Origin of the sequence: Limnohabitans sp. Jir72, from assembly GCF_003063575.1 — a bacterium.
GTDB lineage: Bacteria > Pseudomonadota > Gammaproteobacteria > Burkholderiales > Burkholderiaceae_C > Limnohabitans_A.
The window spans coordinates 144,562-165,919 of the sequence record NZ_NESC01000002.1; the positions used below are offsets into that span (position 1 = coordinate 144,562).

General features: G+C 57.3%; 31 protein-coding genes and 5 tRNA genes. 4 read left to right on the forward strand and 32 right to left on the reverse strand.

Annotation, left to right across the window (positions count from 1 at the left end; genetic code table 11):
* Nucleotides 1-7 precede the first annotated feature (7 nt).
* The 13 genes from B9Z52_RS03575 to rpe all read right to left on the reverse strand — a co-directional run bounded on the left by B9Z52_RS03575 (nt 8) and on the right by rpe (nt 8,234).
* Nucleotides 8-83, reverse strand: a tRNA-Trp gene (locus B9Z52_RS03575).
* Nucleotides 84-94: 11 nt separating this feature from the next.
* Nucleotides 95-1,285, reverse strand: coding sequence for an elongation factor Tu (gene tuf, locus B9Z52_RS03580; RefSeq protein WP_108412496.1), 1,191 nt, complete (start codon nt 1,283-1,285; stop codon nt 95-97).
* A gap of 73 nt (nt 1,286-1,358) precedes the next feature.
* Nucleotides 1,359-1,433, reverse strand: a tRNA-Thr gene (locus B9Z52_RS03585).
* A 30-nt stretch (nt 1,434-1,463) separates the two neighbouring features.
* Nucleotides 1,464-1,537: transfer RNA gene (locus tag B9Z52_RS03590), tRNA-Gly, on the reverse strand.
* A gap of 87 nt (nt 1,538-1,624) precedes the next feature.
* Nucleotides 1,625-1,710 (reverse strand) — tRNA-Tyr (locus B9Z52_RS03595).
* Nucleotides 1,711-1,771: 61 nt separating this feature from the next.
* Nucleotides 1,772-2,470: a uracil-DNA glycosylase gene (locus B9Z52_RS03600; RefSeq protein WP_233251802.1), complete on the reverse strand. Its 699-nt coding sequence runs from the start codon at nt 2,468-2,470 to the stop codon at nt 1,772-1,774.
* A gap of 52 nt (nt 2,471-2,522) precedes the next feature.
* Nucleotides 2,523-3,311 (reverse strand): indole-3-glycerol phosphate synthase TrpC, encoded by a 789-nt coding sequence (gene trpC, locus B9Z52_RS03605; protein WP_108412695.1) that lies wholly within the window; start codon nt 3,309-3,311, stop codon nt 2,523-2,525.
* Nucleotides 3,304-3,444 carry a hypothetical protein gene (locus tag B9Z52_RS17960; protein WP_199222026.1) on the reverse strand — a complete coding sequence of 47 codons (141 nt, stop codon included), beginning with the start codon at nt 3,442-3,444 and terminating at the stop codon, nt 3,304-3,306. Before B9Z52_RS17960 ends, trpC begins: the two co-directional genes overlap by 8 nt.
* Entirely contained in the window at nt 3,444-4,472 is a 1,029-nt protein-coding gene (trpD, locus tag B9Z52_RS03610) for an anthranilate phosphoribosyltransferase (RefSeq protein ID WP_108412497.1), read from the reverse strand. Before trpD ends, B9Z52_RS17960 begins: the two co-directional genes overlap by 1 nt.
* A gap of 38 nt (nt 4,473-4,510) precedes the next feature.
* On the reverse strand, nt 4,511-5,092 hold the full coding sequence (locus B9Z52_RS03615) for an aminodeoxychorismate/anthranilate synthase component II (RefSeq protein ID WP_108412696.1): 582 nt from the start codon (nt 5,090-5,092) through the stop codon (nt 4,511-4,513).
* A gap of 5 nt (nt 5,093-5,097) precedes the next feature.
* Nucleotides 5,098-6,597, reverse strand: a complete 1,500-nt coding sequence (gene trpE, locus B9Z52_RS03620) for an anthranilate synthase component I (protein ID WP_108412498.1) — start codon at nt 6,595-6,597, stop codon at nt 5,098-5,100.
* Between the two features lie 255 nt (nt 6,598-6,852).
* Nucleotides 6,853-7,554 carry a phosphoglycolate phosphatase gene (gph, locus tag B9Z52_RS03625; protein ID WP_108412499.1) on the reverse strand — a complete coding sequence of 234 codons (702 nt, stop codon included), beginning with the start codon at nt 7,552-7,554 and terminating at the stop codon, nt 6,853-6,855.
* Nucleotides 7,554-8,234 (reverse strand): ribulose-phosphate 3-epimerase, encoded by a 681-nt coding sequence (rpe, locus tag B9Z52_RS03630; RefSeq protein WP_108412500.1) that lies wholly within the window; start codon nt 8,232-8,234, stop codon nt 7,554-7,556. Before rpe ends, gph begins: the two co-directional genes overlap by 1 nt.
* Nucleotides 8,235-8,263: 29 nt before the next feature.
* Between rpe and apaG the strand changes: the two genes are divergently transcribed.
* From apaG to B9Z52_RS03650, 4 genes are read left to right on the forward strand one after another with little or no spacing between them, the layout of a single operon-like run.
* Nucleotides 8,264-8,656: a Co2+/Mg2+ efflux protein ApaG gene (gene apaG, locus B9Z52_RS03635; protein WP_108412501.1), complete on the forward strand. Its 393-nt coding sequence runs from the start codon at nt 8,264-8,266 to the stop codon at nt 8,654-8,656.
* A 42-nt stretch (nt 8,657-8,698) separates the two neighbouring features.
* Nucleotides 8,699-9,658, forward strand: a complete 960-nt coding sequence (gene thiL, locus B9Z52_RS03640; protein ID WP_108412502.1) for a thiamine-phosphate kinase — start codon at nt 8,699-8,701, stop codon at nt 9,656-9,658.
* Complete coding sequence (locus B9Z52_RS03645; RefSeq protein WP_108412503.1) at nt 9,655-10,191, forward strand: phosphatidylglycerophosphatase A; 537 nt, start codon at nt 9,655-9,657, stop codon at nt 10,189-10,191. The genes thiL and B9Z52_RS03645 overlap by 4 nt, the downstream gene beginning before the upstream one ends.
* Nucleotides 10,185-10,658, forward strand: coding sequence for a CinA family protein (locus B9Z52_RS03650; RefSeq protein ID WP_108412697.1), 474 nt, complete (start codon nt 10,185-10,187; stop codon nt 10,656-10,658). Before B9Z52_RS03645 ends, B9Z52_RS03650 begins: the two co-directional genes overlap by 7 nt.
* A gap of 66 nt (nt 10,659-10,724) precedes the next feature.
* On the opposite strand, the gene B9Z52_RS03655 is transcribed toward B9Z52_RS03650, so the two are convergent.
* From B9Z52_RS03655 to glpK, 19 genes are all read right to left on the reverse strand, one after another.
* A tRNA-Met gene (locus B9Z52_RS03655) sits at nt 10,725-10,801 on the reverse strand.
* Between the two features lie 19 nt (nt 10,802-10,820).
* A complete protein-coding gene (gene rplQ, locus B9Z52_RS03660) occupies nt 10,821-11,207 on the reverse strand; it encodes a 50S ribosomal protein L17 (RefSeq protein ID WP_108412504.1) in 387 nt (128 codons plus the stop codon).
* 82 nt (nt 11,208-11,289) lie between these two features.
* Nucleotides 11,290-12,282 carry a DNA-directed RNA polymerase subunit alpha gene (rpoA, locus tag B9Z52_RS03665; RefSeq protein ID WP_108412505.1) on the reverse strand — a complete coding sequence of 331 codons (993 nt, stop codon included), beginning with the start codon at nt 12,280-12,282 and terminating at the stop codon, nt 11,290-11,292.
* 100 nt (nt 12,283-12,382) lie between these two features.
* Entirely contained in the window at nt 12,383-13,006 is a 624-nt protein-coding gene (gene rpsD / locus B9Z52_RS03670) for a 30S ribosomal protein S4 (protein ID WP_108324098.1), read from the reverse strand.
* A gap of 86 nt (nt 13,007-13,092) precedes the next feature.
* Nucleotides 13,093-13,497 carry a 30S ribosomal protein S11 gene (gene rpsK, locus B9Z52_RS03675; RefSeq protein ID WP_108324097.1) on the reverse strand — a complete coding sequence of 135 codons (405 nt, stop codon included), beginning with the start codon at nt 13,495-13,497 and terminating at the stop codon, nt 13,093-13,095.
* A 19-nt stretch (nt 13,498-13,516) separates the two neighbouring features.
* Nucleotides 13,517-13,882: a 30S ribosomal protein S13 gene (gene rpsM, locus B9Z52_RS03680; RefSeq protein ID WP_108324096.1), complete on the reverse strand. Its 366-nt coding sequence runs from the start codon at nt 13,880-13,882 to the stop codon at nt 13,517-13,519.
* A 24-nt stretch (nt 13,883-13,906) separates the two neighbouring features.
* On the reverse strand, nt 13,907-14,020 hold the full coding sequence (rpmJ, locus tag B9Z52_RS03685) for a 50S ribosomal protein L36 (RefSeq protein WP_011481465.1): 114 nt from the start codon (nt 14,018-14,020) through the stop codon (nt 13,907-13,909).
* Nucleotides 14,021-14,112: 92 nt separating this feature from the next.
* Nucleotides 14,113-15,432, reverse strand: a complete 1,320-nt coding sequence (secY, locus tag B9Z52_RS03690; RefSeq protein ID WP_108412506.1) for a preprotein translocase subunit SecY — start codon at nt 15,430-15,432, stop codon at nt 14,113-14,115.
* Between the two features lie 22 nt (nt 15,433-15,454).
* A complete protein-coding gene (gene rplO, locus B9Z52_RS03695; protein ID WP_108412507.1) occupies nt 15,455-15,886 on the reverse strand; it encodes a 50S ribosomal protein L15 in 432 nt (143 codons plus the stop codon).
* Nucleotides 15,887-15,896: 10 nt separating this feature from the next.
* Nucleotides 15,897-16,079 (reverse strand): 50S ribosomal protein L30, encoded by a 183-nt coding sequence (gene rpmD, locus B9Z52_RS03700; protein ID WP_108324094.1) that lies wholly within the window; start codon nt 16,077-16,079, stop codon nt 15,897-15,899.
* A 14-nt stretch (nt 16,080-16,093) separates the two neighbouring features.
* Nucleotides 16,094-16,612: a 30S ribosomal protein S5 gene (gene rpsE, locus B9Z52_RS03705; RefSeq protein WP_108412508.1), complete on the reverse strand. Its 519-nt coding sequence runs from the start codon at nt 16,610-16,612 to the stop codon at nt 16,094-16,096.
* Between the two features lie 17 nt (nt 16,613-16,629).
* The gene (rplR, locus tag B9Z52_RS03710; protein WP_108412509.1) at nt 16,630-16,995 is read right to left on the reverse strand and encodes a 50S ribosomal protein L18; all 366 of its coding nucleotides are present in this window, start codon (nt 16,993-16,995) and stop codon (nt 16,630-16,632) included.
* A gap of 11 nt (nt 16,996-17,006) precedes the next feature.
* Nucleotides 17,007-17,540: a 50S ribosomal protein L6 gene (gene rplF, locus B9Z52_RS03715; protein ID WP_108412510.1), complete on the reverse strand. Its 534-nt coding sequence runs from the start codon at nt 17,538-17,540 to the stop codon at nt 17,007-17,009.
* A 16-nt stretch (nt 17,541-17,556) separates the two neighbouring features.
* Nucleotides 17,557-17,952 (reverse strand): 30S ribosomal protein S8, encoded by a 396-nt coding sequence (rpsH, locus tag B9Z52_RS03720; RefSeq protein ID WP_108324090.1) that lies wholly within the window; start codon nt 17,950-17,952, stop codon nt 17,557-17,559.
* Nucleotides 17,953-17,971: 19 nt separating this feature from the next.
* Nucleotides 17,972-18,277, reverse strand: a complete 306-nt coding sequence (gene rpsN / locus B9Z52_RS03725; protein ID WP_108412511.1) for a 30S ribosomal protein S14 — start codon at nt 18,275-18,277, stop codon at nt 17,972-17,974.
* An 8-nt stretch (nt 18,278-18,285) separates the two neighbouring features.
* The gene (gene rplE / locus B9Z52_RS03730; RefSeq protein ID WP_100174273.1) at nt 18,286-18,825 is read right to left on the reverse strand and encodes a 50S ribosomal protein L5; all 540 of its coding nucleotides are present in this window, start codon (nt 18,823-18,825) and stop codon (nt 18,286-18,288) included.
* Between the two features lie 2 nt (nt 18,826-18,827).
* Nucleotides 18,828-19,148, reverse strand: coding sequence for a 50S ribosomal protein L24 (gene rplX, locus B9Z52_RS03735; protein WP_108324088.1), 321 nt, complete (start codon nt 19,146-19,148; stop codon nt 18,828-18,830).
* A gap of 9 nt (nt 19,149-19,157) precedes the next feature.
* Nucleotides 19,158-19,526: a 50S ribosomal protein L14 gene (gene rplN, locus B9Z52_RS03740; RefSeq protein ID WP_053172537.1), complete on the reverse strand. Its 369-nt coding sequence runs from the start codon at nt 19,524-19,526 to the stop codon at nt 19,158-19,160.
* Between the two features lie 269 nt (nt 19,527-19,795).
* Entirely contained in the window at nt 19,796-21,295 is a 1,500-nt protein-coding gene (gene glpK / locus B9Z52_RS03745) for a glycerol kinase GlpK (protein WP_108412512.1), read from the reverse strand.
* Nucleotides 21,296-21,358: the final 63 nt, after the last annotated feature.

Sequence of the window (21,358 nt, forward strand, 5' to 3'; positions counted from 1 at the left end):
TTTCAGGTGGCAGGGGCAGTAGGAATCGAACCTACAACCTTCGGTTTTGGAGACCGACGCTCTGCCAATTGAGCTATACCCCTACTAAAACCTCTTAAGCAATGATCTTGGCAACAACGCCAGCACCGACGGTACGGCCGCCTTCGCGGATGGCAAAGCGCAAGCCCTCTTCCATCGCGATGGGGTTGATCAACTTCACAGTGATCGACACGTTGTCACCAGGCATCACCATCTCTTTGCCTTCTGGCAATTCGATCGCGCCCGTCACGTCAGTCGTACGGAAGTAGAACTGGGGACGGTAGTTGTTGAAGAATGGCGTGTGACGGCCACCTTCGTCTTTGGACAAGACATAGATCTCGCCCGTGAAGTGGGTGTGTGGCTTGATCGAGCCTGGCTTGCACAGCACTTGGCCGCGCTCGACGTCTTCGCGCTTGGTGCCGCGCAGCAAGATGCCGACGTTGTCACCGGCTTGACCTTGGTCCAGCAGCTTGCGGAACATCTCAACGCCTGTGCAAGTGGTCTTGACCGTGTCTTTGATACCCACGATTTCGATTTCTTCGCCGACTTTGACGATGCCGCGCTCGATACGGCCAGTCACCACAGTGCCGCGACCGGAGATCGAGAACACGTCTTCCACGGGCATCAAGAATGCACCGTCCACTGCACGCTCAGGTGTAGGGATGTAAGTGTCCAGCGCGTCAGCCAGCTTCATGATGGCTTCTTCGCCCAAAGGACCCTTGTCGCCTTCCAGGGCCAGCTTGGCTGAACCTTGGATGATCGGTGTGTCGTCGCCTGGGAAGTCGTACTTGGACAGGAGTTCGCGAACTTCCATCTCGACCAGTTCCAACAACTCAGCGTCGTCAACCATGTCGCACTTGTTCAGGAACACGATGATGTAAGGCACGCCAACCTGGCGAGCCAACAAGATGTGCTCGCGGGTCTGAGGCATTGGGCCGTCAGCAGCTGAACACACCAAAATCGCGCCGTCCATCTGGGCAGCACCCGTGATCATGTTTTTCACATAGTCAGCGTGGCCTGGGCAGTCCACGTGAGCGTAGTGGCGGTTAGCCGTCTCGTACTCCACGTGGGCGGTGTTGATCGTGATACCACGGGCTTTTTCTTCGGGTGCAGCGTCGATCTGGTCGTACGCTTTGGCCGAACCACCGAATTTGGTAGCCAACACAGTGGTGATGGCAGCAGTCAGTGTCGTTTTGCCGTGGTCAACGTGACCAATGGTGCCGACGTTGACGTGCGGTTTGGTCCGTTCGAATTTCTCTTTTGCCATTTCTCGACTCCGAAAAAAATTGTGGTCAAACTCAAGACAGAGGGCGCGCAACCTTAAGCTGCGCGCCCGGAACTGGTGCCCTTGGCGGGAATCGGACCCGCGACCTCTCCCTTACCAAGGGAGTGCTCTACCACTGAGCCACAAGGGCAAAAAATCTTCAAGACATTTGTCGGATGACTGGAGCGGGAAACGGGAATCGAACCCGTGTCATTAGCTTGGAAGGCTAAGGTTCTACCATTGAACTACTCCCGCACTGATTGCGCAGCACGAGTGGATGCAACGCCAATGCTTGGAAACCTTTTCCAAATGCTCAAAATCACCTGACTCAAGTCAGTTCGCTGGTGGAGGAGACTGGATTCGAACCAGTGTAGGCGTAAGCCAACAGATTTACAGTCTGCCCCCTTTAGCCACTCGGGCACCCCTCCGGAGCGAGCCTCAAATTATGCCAGCTTTTCCGCAAATGTCGCAAGTCATGGGAAAAAGTTTTTACCAATTGATCGTTTTGGGATCACTCTGCATCAAAAAATCATTGGCCAGCGCGAAATGACGACAGCCCAGGAAGGGCACTGGGGGCCGCATGGCCGACAAGGGTGAGGGATGGTTCGACTGTAAAACCAAGTGACGCGCATCGCCACTGACCGCATCGATCAAGCTTCTTTTGGCCTGGGCATGCGTGCCCCACAGCATGAACACTACGGGTTGCGCACTTTGCGCCACCGCCCGGATCAGCGAATCGGTCAAAACCTCCCAACCCCAGCCCGCGTGGCTAGCCGCCTGCCCCTGCTCCACCGTCAAACACGCATTGAGCAGCAAGACACCTTGCCGGGCCCAGCGCACCAAGGAGCCTTGCGCAGGCACCGGCAAGCCTAGGCTGTGTTGCAGTTCTTTGAAGATGTTGCGCAAACTGGGTGGGACACGAACGCCATCGGGCACAGAAAAAGACAGGCCTTCGGCTTGACCAGGCCCGTGGTAGGGATCTTGACCCAGAATCACCACACGCACCTGACTGAGCGGCGTCAAGGTCAAAGCCCTCAATGGCTCCGGGGGGTACACCACAGCACCCGAGGTCAATCTTTCGCGCAAGCGAGCCGACAAGCTTTGCCCTGCGGCCGAAGCCAAAAAATCTTGAACCAAGGCTGCCCATGCAGGGTCCAGCCCCGTCAGGTCCGGAGGCCAACAGTTCAAGCGCCTGGCAACAGGTGACGCGTCAAACAGCAGACCTTGCTGCGACACAGATTCAGGCAAACAACTTGGCCAGCGCCTCGCCTGGCTCGGCGGCGCGCATGAAGGCCTCGCCCACCAAGAAGGCATGGACATTGGCATCGCGCATGCGCTTCACGTCAGCCGCATTCAAAATGCCACTTTCCGTGATCAACAGGCGGTCCACCGGCACATCGGGCAACATGTCGAGCGTGGTTTGCAACGTCACTTCAAAAGTTCGCAAGTTGCGGTTGTTGATGCCCACCAGTCGGGTCTTGAGCTTCAAGGCCCGGTCCAGCTCGGCGCGGTCGTGCACCTCCACCAGCACCGCCATGTCCAGGCTGCGCGCCATCGCTTCCAGATCGGCCATTTGGGCATCGTCCAAACAGGCTGCGATCAGCAAGATGGCGTCTGCACCCATGGCCCGGGCCTCGTAGACCTGGTACGCGTCGATCATGAAGTCCTTGCGCAACACCGGCAAATCGCAGCTGGCGCGGGCTTGCTTGAGGTAGTCCACGCTGCCCTGGAAGAACTGTTTGTCGGTCAAGACCGACAAACAGGCTGCGCCATGCTCGGCATAGCTTTGCGCGATGTCGGCCGGGATGAAGTCGGCACGCAACACGCCTTTGGAGGGGCTGGCTTTTTTGACCTCAGCAATCACTGCCGCCTGGCCTGCGGCGATCTTGGCGCGCATCGCGCCCTCGAAATCACGGGTCAGCACGCGGCTTTCGGCATCGGCGCGCATGGCGTCCAAGGACTTTTTGGCCAAAGCGGCGGCGACCTCTTCACGTTTGACCGCGACGATTTTGTTGAGGATGTCACTCATGCTGGTTTTTCCGATCAGACGCATCCGCGCCGGTTTTCAAAATTCGAACGAAGACGTGGTGCATCACCACACCCGCCACCACAAACAAAGCCGAAACGCCCAAGGCGATCCAGGCACCCTCTTCTCGCCACATCAGGCAGAGGCCTGGCTGAAGGCAACAAATTGCGCCAACTTGGCTTTGGCAGCACCGGACTCAATGGCTACGCGGGCGCGCTCCACGCCTTCGGCAATGCTGGCCGCCACATTGGCCGCATACAAAGCCGCACCGGCATTGAGGGTCACGATGTCTCGCGCAGCACCCGGCTGGTTGTCGAGCACACCCCGCAACACCGCCAGCGACTGCTCTGGCGTTTCGACCCGGAGTGCCCGGTTGCTGGCCATCGGCAAACCGAAGTCTTCCGGATGGATTTCATACTCGGTGATCTGGCCATTCTTGAGCTCACCCACCAAGGTGGAAGCCCCCAGACTGATTTCGTCCATGCCGTCTCGGCCGTAAACCACCACCGCATGCTCGGCGCCCAAGCGCTGCAAAGCACGCACCTGAATGCCCACCAGATCGGAGTGGAAAACGCCCATCAAAATGTTCGGCGCGCCAGCCGGATTGGTCAATGGCCCTAGGATGTTGAAGATGGTGCGGATGCCCAGCTCTTTGCGCACCGGTGCCACGTTCTTCATCGCAGGGTGGTGGTTGGGTGCGAACATGAACCCGATGCCTACCTCTTCGATGGAGCGGGCGATCTGCTCTGGTGTGAGGTTCAGGTTGGCCCCCAAAGCCTCGACCACATCGGCACTGCCCGATTTGCTGCTGACGCTGCGCCCGCCGTGCTTGGCTGTTTTGGCCCCCGCGGCTGCGGCCACAAACATGGCGCAGGTCGAGATGTTGAAAGTGTGCGCACCGTCACCGCCCGTGCCCACGATGTCCACCAGATGGGAAGGGTTGGCCACCTTCACTTTGGTGGAAAACTCGCGCATCACCTGCGCCGCGGCGGTGATCTCGCCAATGGTCTCCTTCTTCACACGCAAGCCCGTGATCAAGGCCGCCGTCATGACCGGCGAGAGCTCGCCATTCATGATCATGCGCATGATTTTGAGCATCTCATCGTGGAAAATTTCACGGTGCTCGATCGTGCGCTGCAATGCTTCTTGGGGCGTGATGGGCATGGAAGGGTCCTTGCTGGAATTCGATGAACGCGTGACGCTCAGGGCCGCACGAGAAAGTTTTTCAGCATGGCATGGCCATGCTCGGTGAGGATCGATTCGGGGTGAAACTGCACACCCTCGATGTCGAGTTCGGTGTGGCGCACGCCCATGATTTCGCCGTCATCGGTCCAGGCCGTGACTTTGAGGCAAGAGGGGCAAGACGCCCGCTCGATCGCGAGAGAGTGATAACGGTTGACGGTGAATTGTTCAGGCAAGCCAGCAAACACGCCCTCTTGCGTGGTGGTGATGACGCTGGTCTTGCCATGCATCAACGCTTGCGCCCGCACGATCTGGCCGCCAAAGGCCGCGCCAATGCTTTGATGGCCCAAGCACACGCCCAGAATAGGCAGCTTGCCCGCAAAATGCTGGATGGCTGCGACCGAAACACCCGCCTCGGCAGGCGAGCAAGGCCCAGGCGAGATCACCAGACGGTCGGGCTTTCGTGCGGCGATGCCTTCGAGTGTGATTTCGTCGTTGCGAAAGACTTCGACCTCTGCGCCGAGTTCACCGAAATACTGAACGATGTTGAAGGTGAACGAGTCGTAGTTGTCCACCATGAGCAATTTGATTTTGGTTGTCATGGCGTTCACTCCAAACCTTCTTCGACCAACTCGCTGGCGCGCAGCAAGGCACGTGCCTTGTGCTCTGTCTCACGCCACTCCATTTCGGGCACCGAGTCGGCCACCACACCGGCAGCCGCCTGCACATACAGGGTCTGGTCCTTGATGACGGCCGTGCGGATCGCAATGGCCACGTCCATGTCGCCTGCGTAGCTGATGTAGCCGCAGGCCCCGCCGTAAAGCCCACGCTTGACCGGCTCAAGTTGGTCGATCAGCTCCATGGCGTGCACTTTGGGTGCACCCGTCAGCGTGCCCGCAGGGAAGGTGGCCTTGAGCACATCCATATTGGTCATGCCCTCGTTGAGCAAGCCTTCGACGTTGCTCACGATGTGCATCACATGGCTGTAGCGCTCCACCACAAAGGCCTCGGTCACCTTGACCGATCCGATCTGGGCGATGCGGCCGATGTCGTTGCGGGCCAGGTCAATCAGCATCACGTGCTCGGCACGCTCCTTCGGATCGTTGATCAACTCTTGCTCGGCGGCCTTGTCTTTCTCAGGCGTTGCACCCCGCGGACGGGTCCCAGCCAGTGGGCGGATGATGACTTTGGCGCCCTCTTCGGTTTGTTCCTGACGCACCAAAATCTCGGGGCTGGCGCCCACCACATGGAAATCGCCCAGGTTGTAGAAATACATGTAGGGGCTGGGGTTGAGCGAGCGCAGTGCACGGTACAGCGACAAGGGGCTCTCGGTGTAGCGTTTTTTGATGCGCTGCCCCACCTGCACCTGCATGAAATCGCCTGCAGCGATCAGCTCCTTGGCCTTTTCCACGGCGGCGATGTAGTCGGCTTTGGCGAAATCACGCTCTGCTGGGTAAGACTGGCTGGGCTTGACCACTGGCGCACTGACGGAGTATTTGAGTTGTTCTTTCAAATCACGCAGGCGCTTCTTGGCGCCCGCATAGGCTTCCGGCTGCGCAGGGTCGGCATAGACGATGAGGTAGAGCTTGCCCGAGAGGTTGTCAATCACGGCCAGCTCTTCGCATTGCAGCAGCATGATGTCTGGCGTGCCCAGCGTGTCGGGTGGGCATGATTTTTCGAGCTTCTTCTCGATGTAGCGCACCGCGTCATAACCGAAGTAGCCCGCCAGACCGCCGCAAAAGCGCGGCAAGCCAGGACGCAAAGCCACCTTGAATCGGGTTTGGTATTGCTCGATGAAGTCCAGCGGGTTGCCCACTGCGGTCTCAACCACCACCCCGTCGCGCACAACCTCGGTCTTGGCATCGGCACCAAAGCCACTGGCACGCACCAGCGTGCGGGCAGGCAAGCCGATGAAGCTGTAACGGCCAAAACGCTCTCCGCCAACCACCGACTCCAGCAAGAAGCTGTACTTGCCGTTGTCCTTGGTGTGGGCCAGCTTCAAGTAAAGCGACAAGGGGGTTTCCAAGTCCGCAAAGGCCTCCAGCATGAGAGGGATGCGGTTGTAGCCTTGGCTGGCCAGGCTTTTGAATTCAAGTTCGGTGATCACAGGCGGGAGCCTCCAACAGCTCGGCAACCTCAACGGAGGTGCTTTCATTCATCCAAATGCCCAGCCTATGCCGGGCGCGGGTGGCGGCAGGTGCCGCACGGTTCAGGCGATGTCAGGCTGGCTGACGCCAGGACCAAGCTCCCCGGCCTTCCGCGTGGGAATGGCTCGGCAGGCAGGCTGCACAGGAATGGCTGAGGATGATGAACATGATGGACCTAGTGTAGCAAAGCCTGTCGGACGTTTTCCTGACTTCTGTCATCGCCCCGCTTGCAGCCATGCGGGCAACTGGGCCAGAGAGTCCAGCCAGGCAGCCGCAGGTGTTTCCTGAACCGGCCGGCCATGGTTGTAGCCATAGGTCACCAGCACCACCGGACATCCTGCTGCGTGGGCTGCTTGCGCATCGTTGCTGGAGTCGCCCACCATCAGGGTATTGGCTTCGGCAGTGCCCAAGGCCTCGCAGGTTTTGCGGATGGGCAGAGGGTTCGGCTTTTTACGCTCGAAGCTGTCACCACCAAACACATGCGTGAAATAGCCATCGAGTCCTTTGGCTTTCAAAAGAGGCTTGGCAAAAGACAAGGGCTTGTTGGTCAGGCAGGCCAGCTGCACACCGGCTTGGCTCAGGCCCTGCAAAGCGTCTTGCACGCCGGGGTACACCACCGAGTGCAGGCCATTGCATTGCAGGTAATGGTGCTGGTAGCGCTGCCAGGCCGGCTCGTACAAAGCATCCACCGTCACGCAGGCACTCACACCCGCCTCGGGCAAGGCCAGCTGGTGGGCCAGCACGGAACGGATCAGGTGCTCAGAGCCCTTGCCCACCGTGCGCTCGACCAAGACTCGGGTGACGGCTGGCAAGTCCAGATCGGCCAGGGTGCGGTTGAGGGCCACTTCAAAATCGCCCAGGGTGTCCACCATGGTGCCATCCAGATCGACGATGGCTGCTTGGATATTCGGTCGCATCAGACCAGCGCCTGGCGCATTTGATCCACCACGCTCTTGTAGTCGGGCTTGCCAAAAATCGCGCTGCCGGCCACAAAGGTATCGGCACCGGCATCGGCCACGCGGCGGATGTTGTCAACCTTGATGCCGCCATCGACTTCAAGGCGAATGTCTTTGCCGCTGGCGTCGATCAGCTTGCGGGCTTGCTCGATCTTGCGCAAGGCCGAATCGATGAAGCTTTGGCCACCAAACCCCGGGTTGACGCTCATGATCAAAATCAGGTCGATCTCGTCGAGGGTCCACTCCAGCACATCCAGTGGCTCGGCCGGATTGAAGACCAGACCGGCTTTCACGCCTTTGCTCTTGATGGCCTGGATGCTGCGGTGCACGTGCGCGCTGGCATCGGGGTGGAAGCTGATCAGATCGGCACCGGCTTCGGCAAATGAAGCGGCCAAAGCATCGACGGGCGAAATCATCAAATGCACATCGATCGGCACGGCCACGCCCGCTGCCGTCTTGGCGTGGGGCTTCAAAGCCTGGCAAATCATGGGGCCGAAGGTCAGGTTCGGCACGTAATGGTTGTCCATCACATCAAAGTGGATCCAGTCGGCACCGGCGTCGATGACGCTTTTGACTTCCTCGCCCAAGCGTGCGAAATCGGCCGAGAGGATGGAAGGGGCAATTCGGTAAGTGGTCGTCATCCGTGAATTGTCGCAGTTAACATCCATACATGTCTGCTTACGCCTTCCAAATTGATACCTCGCCCCAATACGTGGCCGAGCAAAGCGATCCCCTGCATGAGGTCTTTGCTTTTGCGTACACGATCACCGTCACCAACACGGGGCGTGTGCCTGCGCAATTGATCGCACGCCACTGGATCATCCAGGATGATCTGGGGCACACCGAAGAAGTCAAAGGCTTAGGCGTCGTGGGTCAGCAACCCTTGCTGGCACCGGGCGAGTCGTTCCAGTACAGCAGCGGCTGTCGACTGAAGACCGCCAGCGGCACCATGCACGGCAGCTTTTTCTTTGTGGCGTCCGATGGCCACCGCTTCGATGTGCCGATCGACACCTTTGTGCTGGAGTCGTCTGGTTCCGGTGCGCCGGGTCGCACTTTGCACTGATGCCCGCCCGAGCATCCAGCGGCTTGCGGTTAAGCTCGCACCATGGGTGAATTTGACCTGATTGAACGCTATTTCAAGCGGCCTGCACGCCAAGCCGATGTGGGCATTGGTGACGACTGTGCCATCTGGACGCCTCGCGCTGGCCACCAATTGGCCATCTCGACCGACATGCTGGTCGAAGGTCGGCATTTCCTGTCCACCGTCGACCCTGCACGACTGGGCCACAAATCACTGGCGGTGAACTTGAGCGATCTGTCGGCTTGCGGTGCAACGCCCAAAGTCTTCTTGCTGTCTTTGGCCATGCCACGTGTCGACGAGGCTTGGCTAGCAGGCTTTTCTCGTGGCTTGTTTGCATTGGCCGATGCCCATGGCTGCGAACTGATCGGTGGCGACACCACACAAGGCCCTTTGAACATCTCAATCACGGTGATGGGCGAAGTGCCTGTTGCGCAAGCCATCTTGCGCTCGGGCGCCAAGGCTGGTGATGAGCTGTATGTCAGCGGCACACTGGGTGATGCACGCCTGGCCCTTGAAGCCTTTCGCGGTCAGATCAGCTTGCCGCAAGCCGTCTGGGAAGCGGCTCGCCTACGCATGGAAACGCCCACACCACGTGTGGCTTTAGGCCAAGCGCTGCGTGGCGTGTCCACTGCCATGGCCGACATCAGCGATGGTCTCTTGGGCGATCTTGGCCACATCCTCCAAGCCAGCCAAGTAGGGGCCACCATCGATTGGCCTGCCAGCCAGGGCTTGCTGGCAGCTGCTGCCTCATGGTCTTGCCCCGAAGCATTGGCGATGACCTGCGTGCTGACGGGGGGTGATGACTACGAACTCGTTTTCACAGCCCCTGCTTCTGCGAGGTCGGCTGTTCAAGATGCCGCCACGACATCTGGAACAGCCGTGACCCGAATTGGCCAGATCACCGCAGAACGCCAATTGACTGTGCAAGATGCGCAAGGCCGCGCCATCCCGCACAGCCTCCGCTCTTTTGACCATTTCTCATGACGATGACCGACCACGATCTGCGCACTGTTGACCCACCTCGCCTGGTGAATGCGCGCTTCATGCTGTCACACCCCGCGCACATGATCGCACTGGGTTTCGGTGCCGGCCTCGCCCCTAAAGCGCCTGGCACCGTGGGCACCCTCTGGGCTTGGGCCGCATGGCTGGTGCTTCAGAATTTTTTGTCACCCGCTTCGCAAGGCCTGCTGATTTTATTGAGTGTGCCGCTCGGCTGGTGGGCCTGCACCCTGACTGCGCGGCACATGGGCATTGCCGATCCTGGCGCCATCGTCTGGGATGAATTCATTGCCATGTGGCTGATCTTGTGGCTCGTTTTGCCCGCGGGCTTTGTGGGTCAGTTGATGGCTTTTGCTCTCTTTCGCGTCTTTGATGCCGCCAAACCCGGTCCGGTGGCCTGGGCAGACCAACTGTTCAAAGGTTTTGGCTGGCGTGGCGGCTGGGGCATCCTCTTCGATGACTTGGTGGCCGCCGCTTGCACCTTGCTCGCGATTGCCTTGTGGAGGTGGGTGTGGTGAACGCCGCCATCCATGACTTGGCCGAACGCCTGCTTGAGTTGAAGTGGATGATGGCCACCGCCGAAAGTTGCACGGGCGGCATGATCGCGGCCCACTGCACAGACTTGGCGGGTTCCAGCGCTTGGTTTGAGCGCGGTTTTGTGACTTATTCCAACGAAGCCAAAACTGAACTGCTGGGTGTGCCTGCATCGCTGATCTTGCAAGACGGTGCCGTCAGCGCGTCGGTGGCGCGTGCCATGGCATTGGGTGCGTGTTACCGCTCCAGAGCGCAAGTCAGTGTGGCCGTCACGGGCATTGCCGGGCCCTCCGGCGGGTCGGTCGAAAAACCCGTTGGCACCGTCTGGCTGGCCTGGTGCGTTGAGGGCATCGTACAAACCGAAATGCGGCTGTTCCCCGGCGATCGGGCACAGATTCGGCAAGCCACAATGCAGGCAGCACTGGAAGGCCTGCTCAAACGCTTACCTTGAACCTGCGACAAAAACAAAAAAGCCCTCCGAAGAGGGCTTTTTTGAAAATCAGCTTGCGCCAAAATTTGGTTGCGGGGGCCGGATTTGAACCAACGACCTTTGGGTTATGAGCCCAACGAGCTACCAGACTGCTCCACCCCGCGGTAAGAGGTTAATTATACCTTATTCTGCGGCCTGTTCGGCAGAAGAATCAGCGCGATCGACCAATTCGACCAAAGCCATGGGTGCGTTGTCGCCCACGCGGTAACCCATTTTCAGGATACGTGTGTAGCCACCAGGACGCGAAGCCGAACGTGGACCCAACACATTGAACAATTTGGTAACGCTGTCGCGGTCACGCAAACGGTTGAACGCCAAGCGACGGTTCGACAAGTTGTCCACTTTGGCCAAAGTGATCATGGGCTCGATCACGCGGCGCAATTCTTTGGCCTTAGGCACTGTGGTTTTGATGACTTCATGCTCGATGAGCGAGTTCATCATGTTTTGCAGCATCGCAAGGCGGTGCGAGCTGGTGCGATTGAGTTTACGAAGTCCGTGTCCGTGACGCATGGTGCTTTCCTTTCTTTATTTAACAGACAGCCGTATCAGGTACTGTCCGTGCACACCCCGGATCATTTCCGGGAACTTGAGATTATCGCTTTTCCAAACCAGCGGGTGGCCAGGCTTCGAGCTTCATGCCCAAAGTCAGACCGCGGGAAGCCAAAACTTCCTTGATTTCGTTGAGTGACTTGCGACCCAGGTTAGGGGTCTTGAGCAATTCGTTCTCGGTACGCTGGATCAAGTCGCCGATGTAGTAAATGTTTTCTGCTTTGAGGCAGTTGGCAGAACGAACAGTGAGTTCGAGCTCGTCCACAGGGCGCAACAAGATCGGGTCGAAACTGCCAGCACCGCCGCGAGCGGCAGGCGCATCGAATGCAGACAATTCGCTGCCTTCGAGCTGTGCAAACACAGCCAGTTGTTCAACCAAAATCTTGGCCGAAGCGCGCACAGCGTCTTCAGCAGTGATGGCACCGTTGGTTTCGATCTCGATGACCAGCTTGTCCAGATCGGTACGCTGTTCAACGCGAGCGCTTTCCACGGTGTAGCTCACGCGCTTGACGGGCGAGAACGACGCGTCGAGGACGATGCGGCCCAGAGCCTTGGTTGGCTCATCGGCAAAACGGCGCATGGATCCGGGCACATAGCCACGGCCTTTTTCAACCTTGATTTGCATGTCCAACTTGCCGCCATGCGACAGGTTGGCAATGACATGCTCAGGGTTGATGATTTCAACGTCGTGAGGCGTCTGGATGTCGGCGGCTGTCACGGCACCTTCACCGTCTTTGCGCAGACTCAGCGTCACTTCATCACGGTTGTGCAACTTGAACACAACACCTTTGAGGTTCAACAAGATGTTGACCACATCTTCTTGAACGCCATCGATGGAAGAGTACTCGTGCACCACCCCGGCAATGGTCACTTCGGTCGCAGAATAGCCGACCATGGAGGACAGCAAGACGCGACGCAGAGCGTTGCCCAGCGTGTGACCATAGCCACGCTCGAAAGGCTCCAACGTGACTTTGGCACGGTTGGCAGCCAGTTGCTCGACTTGGATGGCTTTGGGTTTCAACAGATTGGTTTGCATTCAGACTTCCTCTCAATACCCCCGGTTCGTTACACCGGTAAGGCTGATGAAGCACCCGGCCCACAATGCCTTGTGCGCCGGGAACGATTGAAACGACGTATTAACGAGAATACAGTTCGACGATCAACGATTCGTTGATGTCAGCGCCGAATTCGTCGCGGTCAGGAACCTTCTTGAAGGTGCCTTCTGCCTTGTCAGCATTGACTTCGACCCAAGCAGGCATGCCTACTTGTGCGGCAAGTTGAAGTGCTTCAACCACACGATTTTGCTTTTTAGACTTCTCGCGCACAGCGATCACGTCACCGGCCTTGACCAAGTAAGAGGGGATGTTCACGGACTGGCCGTTCACGGTGATCGCCTTGTGCGACACCATCTGACGCGCTTCGGCGCGCGTGGAACCAAAGCCCATGCGGTAAACCACGTTGTCGAGGCGGCACTCAAGCAAAGCCAACAAGTTGGAACCGGTGTTGCCTTTGCGGCGATCGGCTTCAGCAAAGTAGCGACGGAATTGCTTCTCCAGCACGCCGTACATGCGCTTGACTTTTTGCTTTTCACGCAATTGCAGACCGTAGTCGGAAGTGCGCTGACCCGAAGTGCGACCGTGCTGGCCGGGCTTGGTGTCGAATTTGGACTTGTCAGCAATCGAGCGACGTGCGCTCTTCAAGAACAAGTCAGTGCCTTCACGGCGAGAAAGTTTGGCCTTAGGGCCGAGGTAACGTGCCACTTGATTTTCCTTTTATACAACTACCGCATCAGAAATGCGGGAGCCAGGCGATGCAAGCAAGGCCTGGCGGTGGGCTTGGTTTGAAATTAGATACGACGACGCTTTTGAGGGCGGCAGCCGTTGTGCGGGACAGGCGTCACATCCGAAATCGAAGTGATGCGAATGCCTAATGCACCCAAGGCACGAACAGAAGACTCGCGACCAGGACCGGGGCCCTTGATTTCGACGTCAAGGTTCTTGATACCTTGTTCTTGCGCTGCGCGGCCAGCCACCTCAGAAGCAACCTGGGCTGCGAAAGGTGTCGATTTACGCGAACCCTTGAAGCCTTGGCCACCCGAAGAAGCCCAAGACAGTGCATTGCCTTGGCGATCGGTGATCGTGATAATGGTGTTGTTGAACGAAGCGTGAACGTGAGCGATGCCGTCAGCAATGTTCTTGCGGACTTTTTTACGAACTCGTTGAGCTGCGCTGTTTGATTGTGCTTTAGCCATAGTGGTCTCTCAATCCTGCTTATTTCTTCAGAGCCGCAGCGCCTTTGCGCGGACCCTTGCGAGTGCGTGCATTGGTGCGTGTACGCTGGCCGCGCATGGGCAAACCGCGACGGTGGCGGAAACCACGGTAGCAACCGATGTCCATCAAGCGTTTGATGTTCATGGTGGTCTCACGACGCAGGTCACCTTCGATGGTAAACGCAGCGATGTGATCGCGAATTTTTTCCAAGTCGCCGTCCGTCAGATCTTTGATCTTTTTGGAATAAGCGATGCCACAGGCCTCGCAAATTTGTCGAGCGCGGGTGCGACCAATACCAAAGATGGCTGTCAAGCCAATCTCAGCATGTTTGTGCGGCGGAATGTTGATGCCAGCGATACGTGCCATTTTCGTCCTCTAAAACTAGTTCAATCAGCCTTGACGCTGCTTGTGACGTGGATCTGTACAGATCACACGAACAACGCCTTTACGGCGAATGATCTTGCAGTTGCGGCAAATTTTTTTCACCGAAGCAGAAACTCTCATGGTTCTCTCCTAAAACTCTTCGTTCAACCCAACTTTTCAGCCGGGCTCAAATGGTGGTCTGCATTCACAGCAGGGGTTCGTACACAAGCCGATCAGGACTTGAAACTCGCCTTCTTCAAAAGCGATTCGTACTGTTGAGACATCAAATAATTCTGTACCTGGGCCATGAAATCCATTGTGACCACAACAATGATCAGCAACGAAGTCCCGCCAAAGTAAAACGGAACATTGTATTTCAGAATCAGGAACTCGGGCAGCAAACACACAAAGGTGATGTAAGCAGCACCAGCCAAAGTCAAGCGCAACAAAATCTTATCGATGTAGCGGGCCGTTTGATCACCAGGTCGGATACCAGGGATGAATGCGCCACTTTTCTTCAGGTTGTCTGCAGTTTCACGGCTGTTGAATACCAACGCAGTGTAGAAAAAACAGAAGAAGATGATGGCCGCGGCATACAACATGACGTAGATCGGCTGACCTGGCGTCAAGGTGCTTGCAACATCCTTGAAAAAACGAACAATTGCGCTGTTGGTCTCACCTGAGCTGAACCAGTTGATCACTGTCGCAGGCAACAAAATGATCGACGAAGCAAAAATCGGTGGAATCACGCCCGCCATGTTCAACTTGAGCGGCAAGTGAGACGATTGACCGCCATACACTTTATTGCCTACTTGACGGCGTGCGTAATTCACCAAAATTTTGCGCTGGCCTCGCTCCACAAACACCACGAAATAGGTCACCAAAACCACTACCGCGATGATCATCAAAGACACCAGTGGGTTCATTGCGCCAGTACGAACCAGCTCAAACAAACCACCCATAGCGTTGGGTAAACCCGCTGCAATACCAGCAAAGATCAGGATCGAAATGCCGTTGCCAAGACCACGCTCGGTGATCTGCTCACCCAGCCACATCAAGAACATCGTGCCAGCCGTCAGGCTGACCACTGCAGTCATGCGAAAACCCAAACCTGGATTGATCACCAATCCTGCCGAAGCTTCAAGAGCAATGGCGATACCCAAAGATTGGAAAACAGCCAAGCCAAGTGCACCAAAACGTGTGTATTGTGTGATCTTGCGGCGACCAGCCTCACCTTCTTTCTTCAACTGCTCGAAGGCAGGAAGAACGTAGGTCAGCAACTGCATCACGATAGATGCAGATATGTAAGGCATGATGCCCAAGGCAAACACGGTAAACCGCGACAAAGCGCCACCCGAGAACATGTTGAACAAGCTCAGGATGCCACCTTGCTGACCATTGAACAACTGCTTGAGTTGTGCAGGATCAATGCCAGGAACTGGGATGTGAGCGCCTGCACGATAGACCACCAACGCGAGCAGCAAGAAGACCAGTCGGCGACGAAGGTCTCCGAACTTGCCTGCCTTAGCGGTTTGATTAGCGTTGGTTGCCACGGTGTATCTCGTCCATCAACATTCAGACCAAGGAGCCGCCAGCAGCTTCAATGACTGCTTTGGCACCAGCGGTAGCCCCAATGCCTGTCAACTTGACGGCTTTGGTGAGCTCACCGGACTTGATGACTTTGACCACTTTTGCGATCTGAGATACAAGGCCCGCTTGCTTGAGTGTCAACACGTCCACTTCTGCCAAACCCAGATCACTCAAGGTAGACAGTGTGATTTCTGCGTTGTACTTCAGCAGATGAGACTTGAAACCACGCTTGGGCAAGCGACGCTGCAAAGGCATTTGACCGCCTTCGAAACCCACTTTGTGGTAGCCGCCCGAACGGGATTTTTGACCTTTGTGACCACGGCCGGCGGTTTTACCCAGGCCCGAACCGATACCACGGCCAACGCGACGAGCAGCGTGTTTAGCGCCCTCTGCGGGTTTGATGCTGTTGAGTTCCATCAGATATCTCTCAGAGAACTTTGACCAGATAGCTGATCTTGTTGATCATGCCGCGCACTGCAGGGGTGTCCTGCAATTCGCTGACGCTGTTGAGTTTGCGCAGACCCAAGCCACGAACGGTGTCGCGGTGGGATTGCTTGGTACCAATAGGGCTACGCACCAATTGGACTTTCACGGTAGTTTGGGTAGACATGTTCGATCTCCAGTTCAGACGAACAACTCTTCAACCGACTTGCCACGCTTGGCAGCAACGTTAGAAGCTGTTGTGCAGTTGGCCAGGGCGTCCAGAGTGGCGCGAACCATGTTGTAAGGATTCGAAGAACCATGGCTCTTGGCCACGATGTCGGTGATACCCACCACTTCGAACACAGCGCGCATAGGGCCGCCAGCGATGATGCCGGTACCTTTGGGGGCAGGCGCCATCATGACGCGAGCTGCGCCGTGGTGACCTGTCACTGCGTGGTGAATGGTGCCGTTCTTCAAAGCAACTTTGTTCAGGTTACGGCGGGCTTCTTCCATCGCTTTTTGCACAGCCACTGGCACTTCTTTCGACTTGCCTTTGCCCATGCCGACTTTGCCGTCGCCATCACCCACCACTGTCAACGCTGCGAAACCCAGGATACGGCCACCCTTGACCACCTTGGTGACGCGATTGACCGCGATCATCTTCTCGCGCAGACCGTCTTCTGGGCCGTCTGATTGCGGTTTTGCTGTAAATTTAGCCATTTGTAATTCCGATCCGTTTAGAACTGCAGACCTGCTTCACGGGCTGCCTCGGCCAAAGCCTTGACGCGACCGTGGTAAGCGAAACCTGCGCGGTCGAAGGCGACCTTCTCAACGCCAGCAGCTTTTGCTTTTTCAGCAATGCGCTTGCCAATGACGGCGGCGGCGGCAGCATTGCCACCCTTGCCTGTCGAGCCCAGTGCTGTGCGCACTTCGGCTTCGGCTGTAGAGGCACTGGCCAACACTTTGGTTCCACAGCCAGAGATAACGCTGGCGTAGATGTGCAGGTTGGTGCGGTTCACGGTCAAGCGGGCCACGCCTTGCTGTGCAATGCGGATGCGTGTTTGACGTGCACGACGGAGACGCTGCTCTTTCTTGGTCATCATGATGCAGCTCCTTATTTCTTCTTGGTCTCTTTGATCGTGATCTTCTCATCCGAATAACGGATGCCTTTGCCTTTGTAGGGCTCAGGAGGACGAACAGCACGGATCTCAGCAGCAATTTGGCCAACACGTTGACGGTCAGCACCCTTGATCACGATTTCAGTCGCGGTTGGGGTGGCCACCGTGATGCCAGCAGGCATATCGATGTTGACGGGGTGTGAATAACCAACAGCCAAGTTCAGCTTGGCACCCGACGCTGCGGCTTTGTAGCCCACACCGATCAAGTTCAGCTTCTTCTCGAAACCCTTGGTCACGCCAGTCACCATGTTGTTCACCAGCTGACGCAAGGTGCCGCTCATGGCATTGGCTTCACGCGAATCGTTGGAAGGTGCAAAGCTCAGCTTGCCACCTTCGTTGTTGATCTTGACCAGGCCGTTGGTAGCGATGGCCAATTGACCACCCGTACCTTTGACGCTGATTTGATCATTGTTGATCGACACATCCACGCCAGCGGGGATGGTCACAGGCATTTTTCCTACTCGGGACATTCAGTCTCTCCTGCCTTTAAGCGACGTAGCACAGCACTTCGCCGCCGACACCGGCTGCGCGCGCTTTGCGGTCGGTCATCACACCTTTAGGCGTGGTGACGATGGCGACGCCCAGGCCGTTTTGGACCTGAGGAATTGCATCGCTGCCTTTGTACACACGCAGGCCAGGACGGCTCACGCGCTCGATACGCTCAATCACAGGGCGACCGGCATAGTACTTCAGGGCGATTTCGAGGGTGGCTTTGCCGCCTTCGGTTTTGATTTGGAAGCCGTCAATGTAGCCTTCATCTTTCAGCACTTGGGCAATGGCCACCTTCACTTTGGAAGAAGGAACCAACACCATGGCTTTGGAAACCATTTGTGCGTTACGGATGCGGGTCAACAGATCGGCAATAGGATCACTCATGCTCATGTTGTATCTCTCCTGCCGATTACCAGCTGGCCTTGGTCACGCCCGGAATATTGCCTTGGAAAGCAAGTTCACGGATCTTGGCGCGGCCCAGACCAAATTGACGGAATGTGCCACGTGGGCGACCGGTGATTTCGCATCGGTTGCGCTGGCGCGTTGGGTTGGCGTTGCGTGGGAGCTTTTGCAAGCCCAAACGGGCAGCAGCACGCTCTTCATCGCTGCGCTTGGCATCGTTGGCGATGGCTTTAAATTCGGCGTATTTTTTCGCGAATTTGGCCGCCAGTTTTTCACGCTTGAGCTCGCGCTCGATCAAAGCTACTTTAGCCACGTGACACCTCAGTTCTTGAAGGGGAAGCGGAAAGCCGTCAAAAGTGCCTTGCACTCTTCGTCGGACTTGGCCGTTGTGGTGATGCTGATGTTGAGACCACGCAAGGCATCGACCTTGTCATACTCAATCTCAGGGAAAATGATCTGCTCTTTGACGCCGATGTTGTAGTTGCCACGGCCATCGAAGGCGCGACCAGAAATACCACGGAAGTCACGAACGCGGGGCAAAGCCACGGTCACGAAACGGTCCAGGAATTCATACATCTGAACGCCACGCAAAGTCACCATGCAACCGATAGGTTGTTGTTCACGGATCTTGAAACCAGCGATCGCTTTCTTGGCCTTGGTTACCACTGGCTTTTGGCCAGCGATTTTGGTCAAGTCGCTCACAGCGTGGTCCATGACTTTTTTGTCAGCCACCGCCTCAGACACACCCATGTTCAGAGTGATCTTGGTGATGCGAGGAACCTGCATGGGCGACTTGTAGCCAAATTTGGCCGTCAGTTCAGCAGCGATTTTCTCGCGGAAGATTTGTTGCAAACGTGCCATGCTCATGCCACCTTGATTTCTTCGCCGCTGGACTTGTAAACGCGAACGCGTTTGCCGTCTGCTTGCAGCTTGATGCCCACGCGATCAGCCTTGCCAGTTGCAGCGTTGAAAATCGCCACATTGGATTGGTGAATCGGCATGGCCTTTTCGATGATGCCGCCAGTTGTGCCCTTCATGGGGTTTGGCTTGGCGTGCTTTTTGACGAGGTTCACACCTTCGATCACGAGATGTGAATCGCTGGCGCGCAGTGACACGGTGCCACGCTTGCCTTTGTCACGACCTGTGATGACGATGATTTCGTCGCCTTTGCGAATCTTGTTCATGGCGCGTCCTTACAGTACTTCAGGAGCCAAGGACACGATCTTCATGAACTTCTCGGTACGCAGTTCACGCGTCACGGGGCCGAAGATGCGGGTGCCGATAGGCTCCAACTTTGCGTTCAGCAACACTGCAGCGTTGCCATCAAACTTAACAAGCGAGCCATCGCCACGGCGGATGCCCTTGGCTGTACGAACGACCACTGCACTGTAAACCTCGCCTTTTTTGACGCGGCCACGTGGAGCGGCTTCTTTGATGCTCACCTTGATGATGTCGCCAACACTTGCATAGCGACGCTTGGACCCGCCGAGCACCTTAATGCACAGCACGGACTTAGCGCCGGTGTTGTCGGCCACATCCAACCGAGTTTCTGTCTGGATCATTTCTTTATTCCCAACTTGTATCCCTCGCCCAGCAGCCAAAGCCACCAAACAGGAATCAGTCTTGGACCCGTCATCCACACCGCAAACCACTCGCGATACTTCTGATTGGGCAGATACTTACGCTTTTTGCAAAGCGAAGCCCACGATTCTGTCAGAAAAAAACGAGGGCGTCAACAACTTCCACAAAGAATTTTGAATTAAGTCACCCATTAATTGCCCATTGCGCCAGCAAAGAGCCCAACTTCATTGGATTGATCACGTTGAATCACTCAAACCGCCCATTTTCTGGCGCGGTCCACCGCCTGACGCCATCGCGCCTGACGCTCACTGCGCTGCGAGGCCGTCCATTGCGGTTCAAACCGCCGCTCTTCTTTCCGCTGCTCAGAAATTTCATCGGCACCCGACCAAAAGCCAGTGGCCAGTCCTGCCAAATAAGCAGCGCCCAGAGCCGTGGTTTCACTGACTTGACTGCGCACCACCGACACACCCAGCACATCGGCCTGTATTTGCATCAACAAATTGTTCCTGCAGGCACCGCCATCCACCCGCAATTCCCGCAGCTGCAAACCGCTGTCGGCACTCATGGACTGGAAGACATCGGCGGTCTGCAAGGCAATGGCCTCCAGTGCCGCCCGTGCAATGTGGGCGCGGGTGGTGCCCCGCGTCATGCCCAGCAAGGTGCCACGGGCTTGCCCATCCCAATCGGGCGCACCCAAACCTGCAAAAGCGGGCACCAAGAAGACATCCCCCGTGTCCGCCACACTGGCCGCCAGTGTCTCGACCTCGGGCGCACTCTGGATCACCTGCAGGCCATCGCGCAACCACTGTACCGTCGCTCCCGCCATGAACACCGAGCCCTCCAAGGCATACGCCCGGGCATTCTCGGACGTAGCAGGCCCCTGCCAAGCCACCGTGCTGAGCAGGCGATGCCGGCTGACCACTGGCTGCTTGCCGGTGTTCATCAGCATGAAGCATCCGGTGCCATAGGTGTTCTTGGCCATGCCAGGTGCAAAGCAGGCCTGCCCGAACAGGGCCGCCTGCTGGTCGCCCGCCCATCCGGCGATCGGCACACTCACGCCCAGCAAAGCCGCGTCGGTCTCGGCCACCACCCCGCACGAGGGCAGCACCTGAGGCAAGACCTCTGCCGGAATGCGCAGCATGGCCAACAGCTCTGGATCCCACGCGCCTTTTTTCAAGTTGAACAGCAAGGTGCGCGAAGCATTGCTGGGGTCCGTGGCATGGACGCGGCCGCCGGTGAGCTTCCAAACCAACCAACTGTCCACCGTGCCAAACGCCAGCTCACCGCGCTCGGCCCGCGCACGGGCACCCGGCACATGGTCCAGCAACCAGGCCAGCTTGGTCCCCGAGAAATACGCATCCAGCACCAACCCCGTCTTGCGCGTGATTTTGTCGGCCAGCCCGGCAGCCCGCAGCGCCTCGCAATGCGCCACGGTCCTGCGGTCTTGCCACACGATGGCCGGTGCCACCGGCTCGCCGGTCTGGCGGTCCCACAGCACCGTGGTCTCGCGCTGGTTGGTCAGGCCAATCGCGCGCAATTGCGCAGCCGAGATGCCCGCACGGCTCAAGGCCTCCTGCATCACCGCCAGCTGGCTTTGCCAGATCTCGTTGGCATCGTGCTCCACCCAAGCGGGCTGCGGAAAATGCTGCGCAAACTCGCGCTGCGCGATCGCCACCGGCTGACCAGCCCGGTCAAACACCACCGCACGTGAGCTGGTGGTCCCTTGGTCAATAGAAAGGATGTAGTCCATGCCCACAAGGCTAACGCAAAGTCCTGGGCACAAACAGCGACAATTCCCGTATGGCGTTTTCCA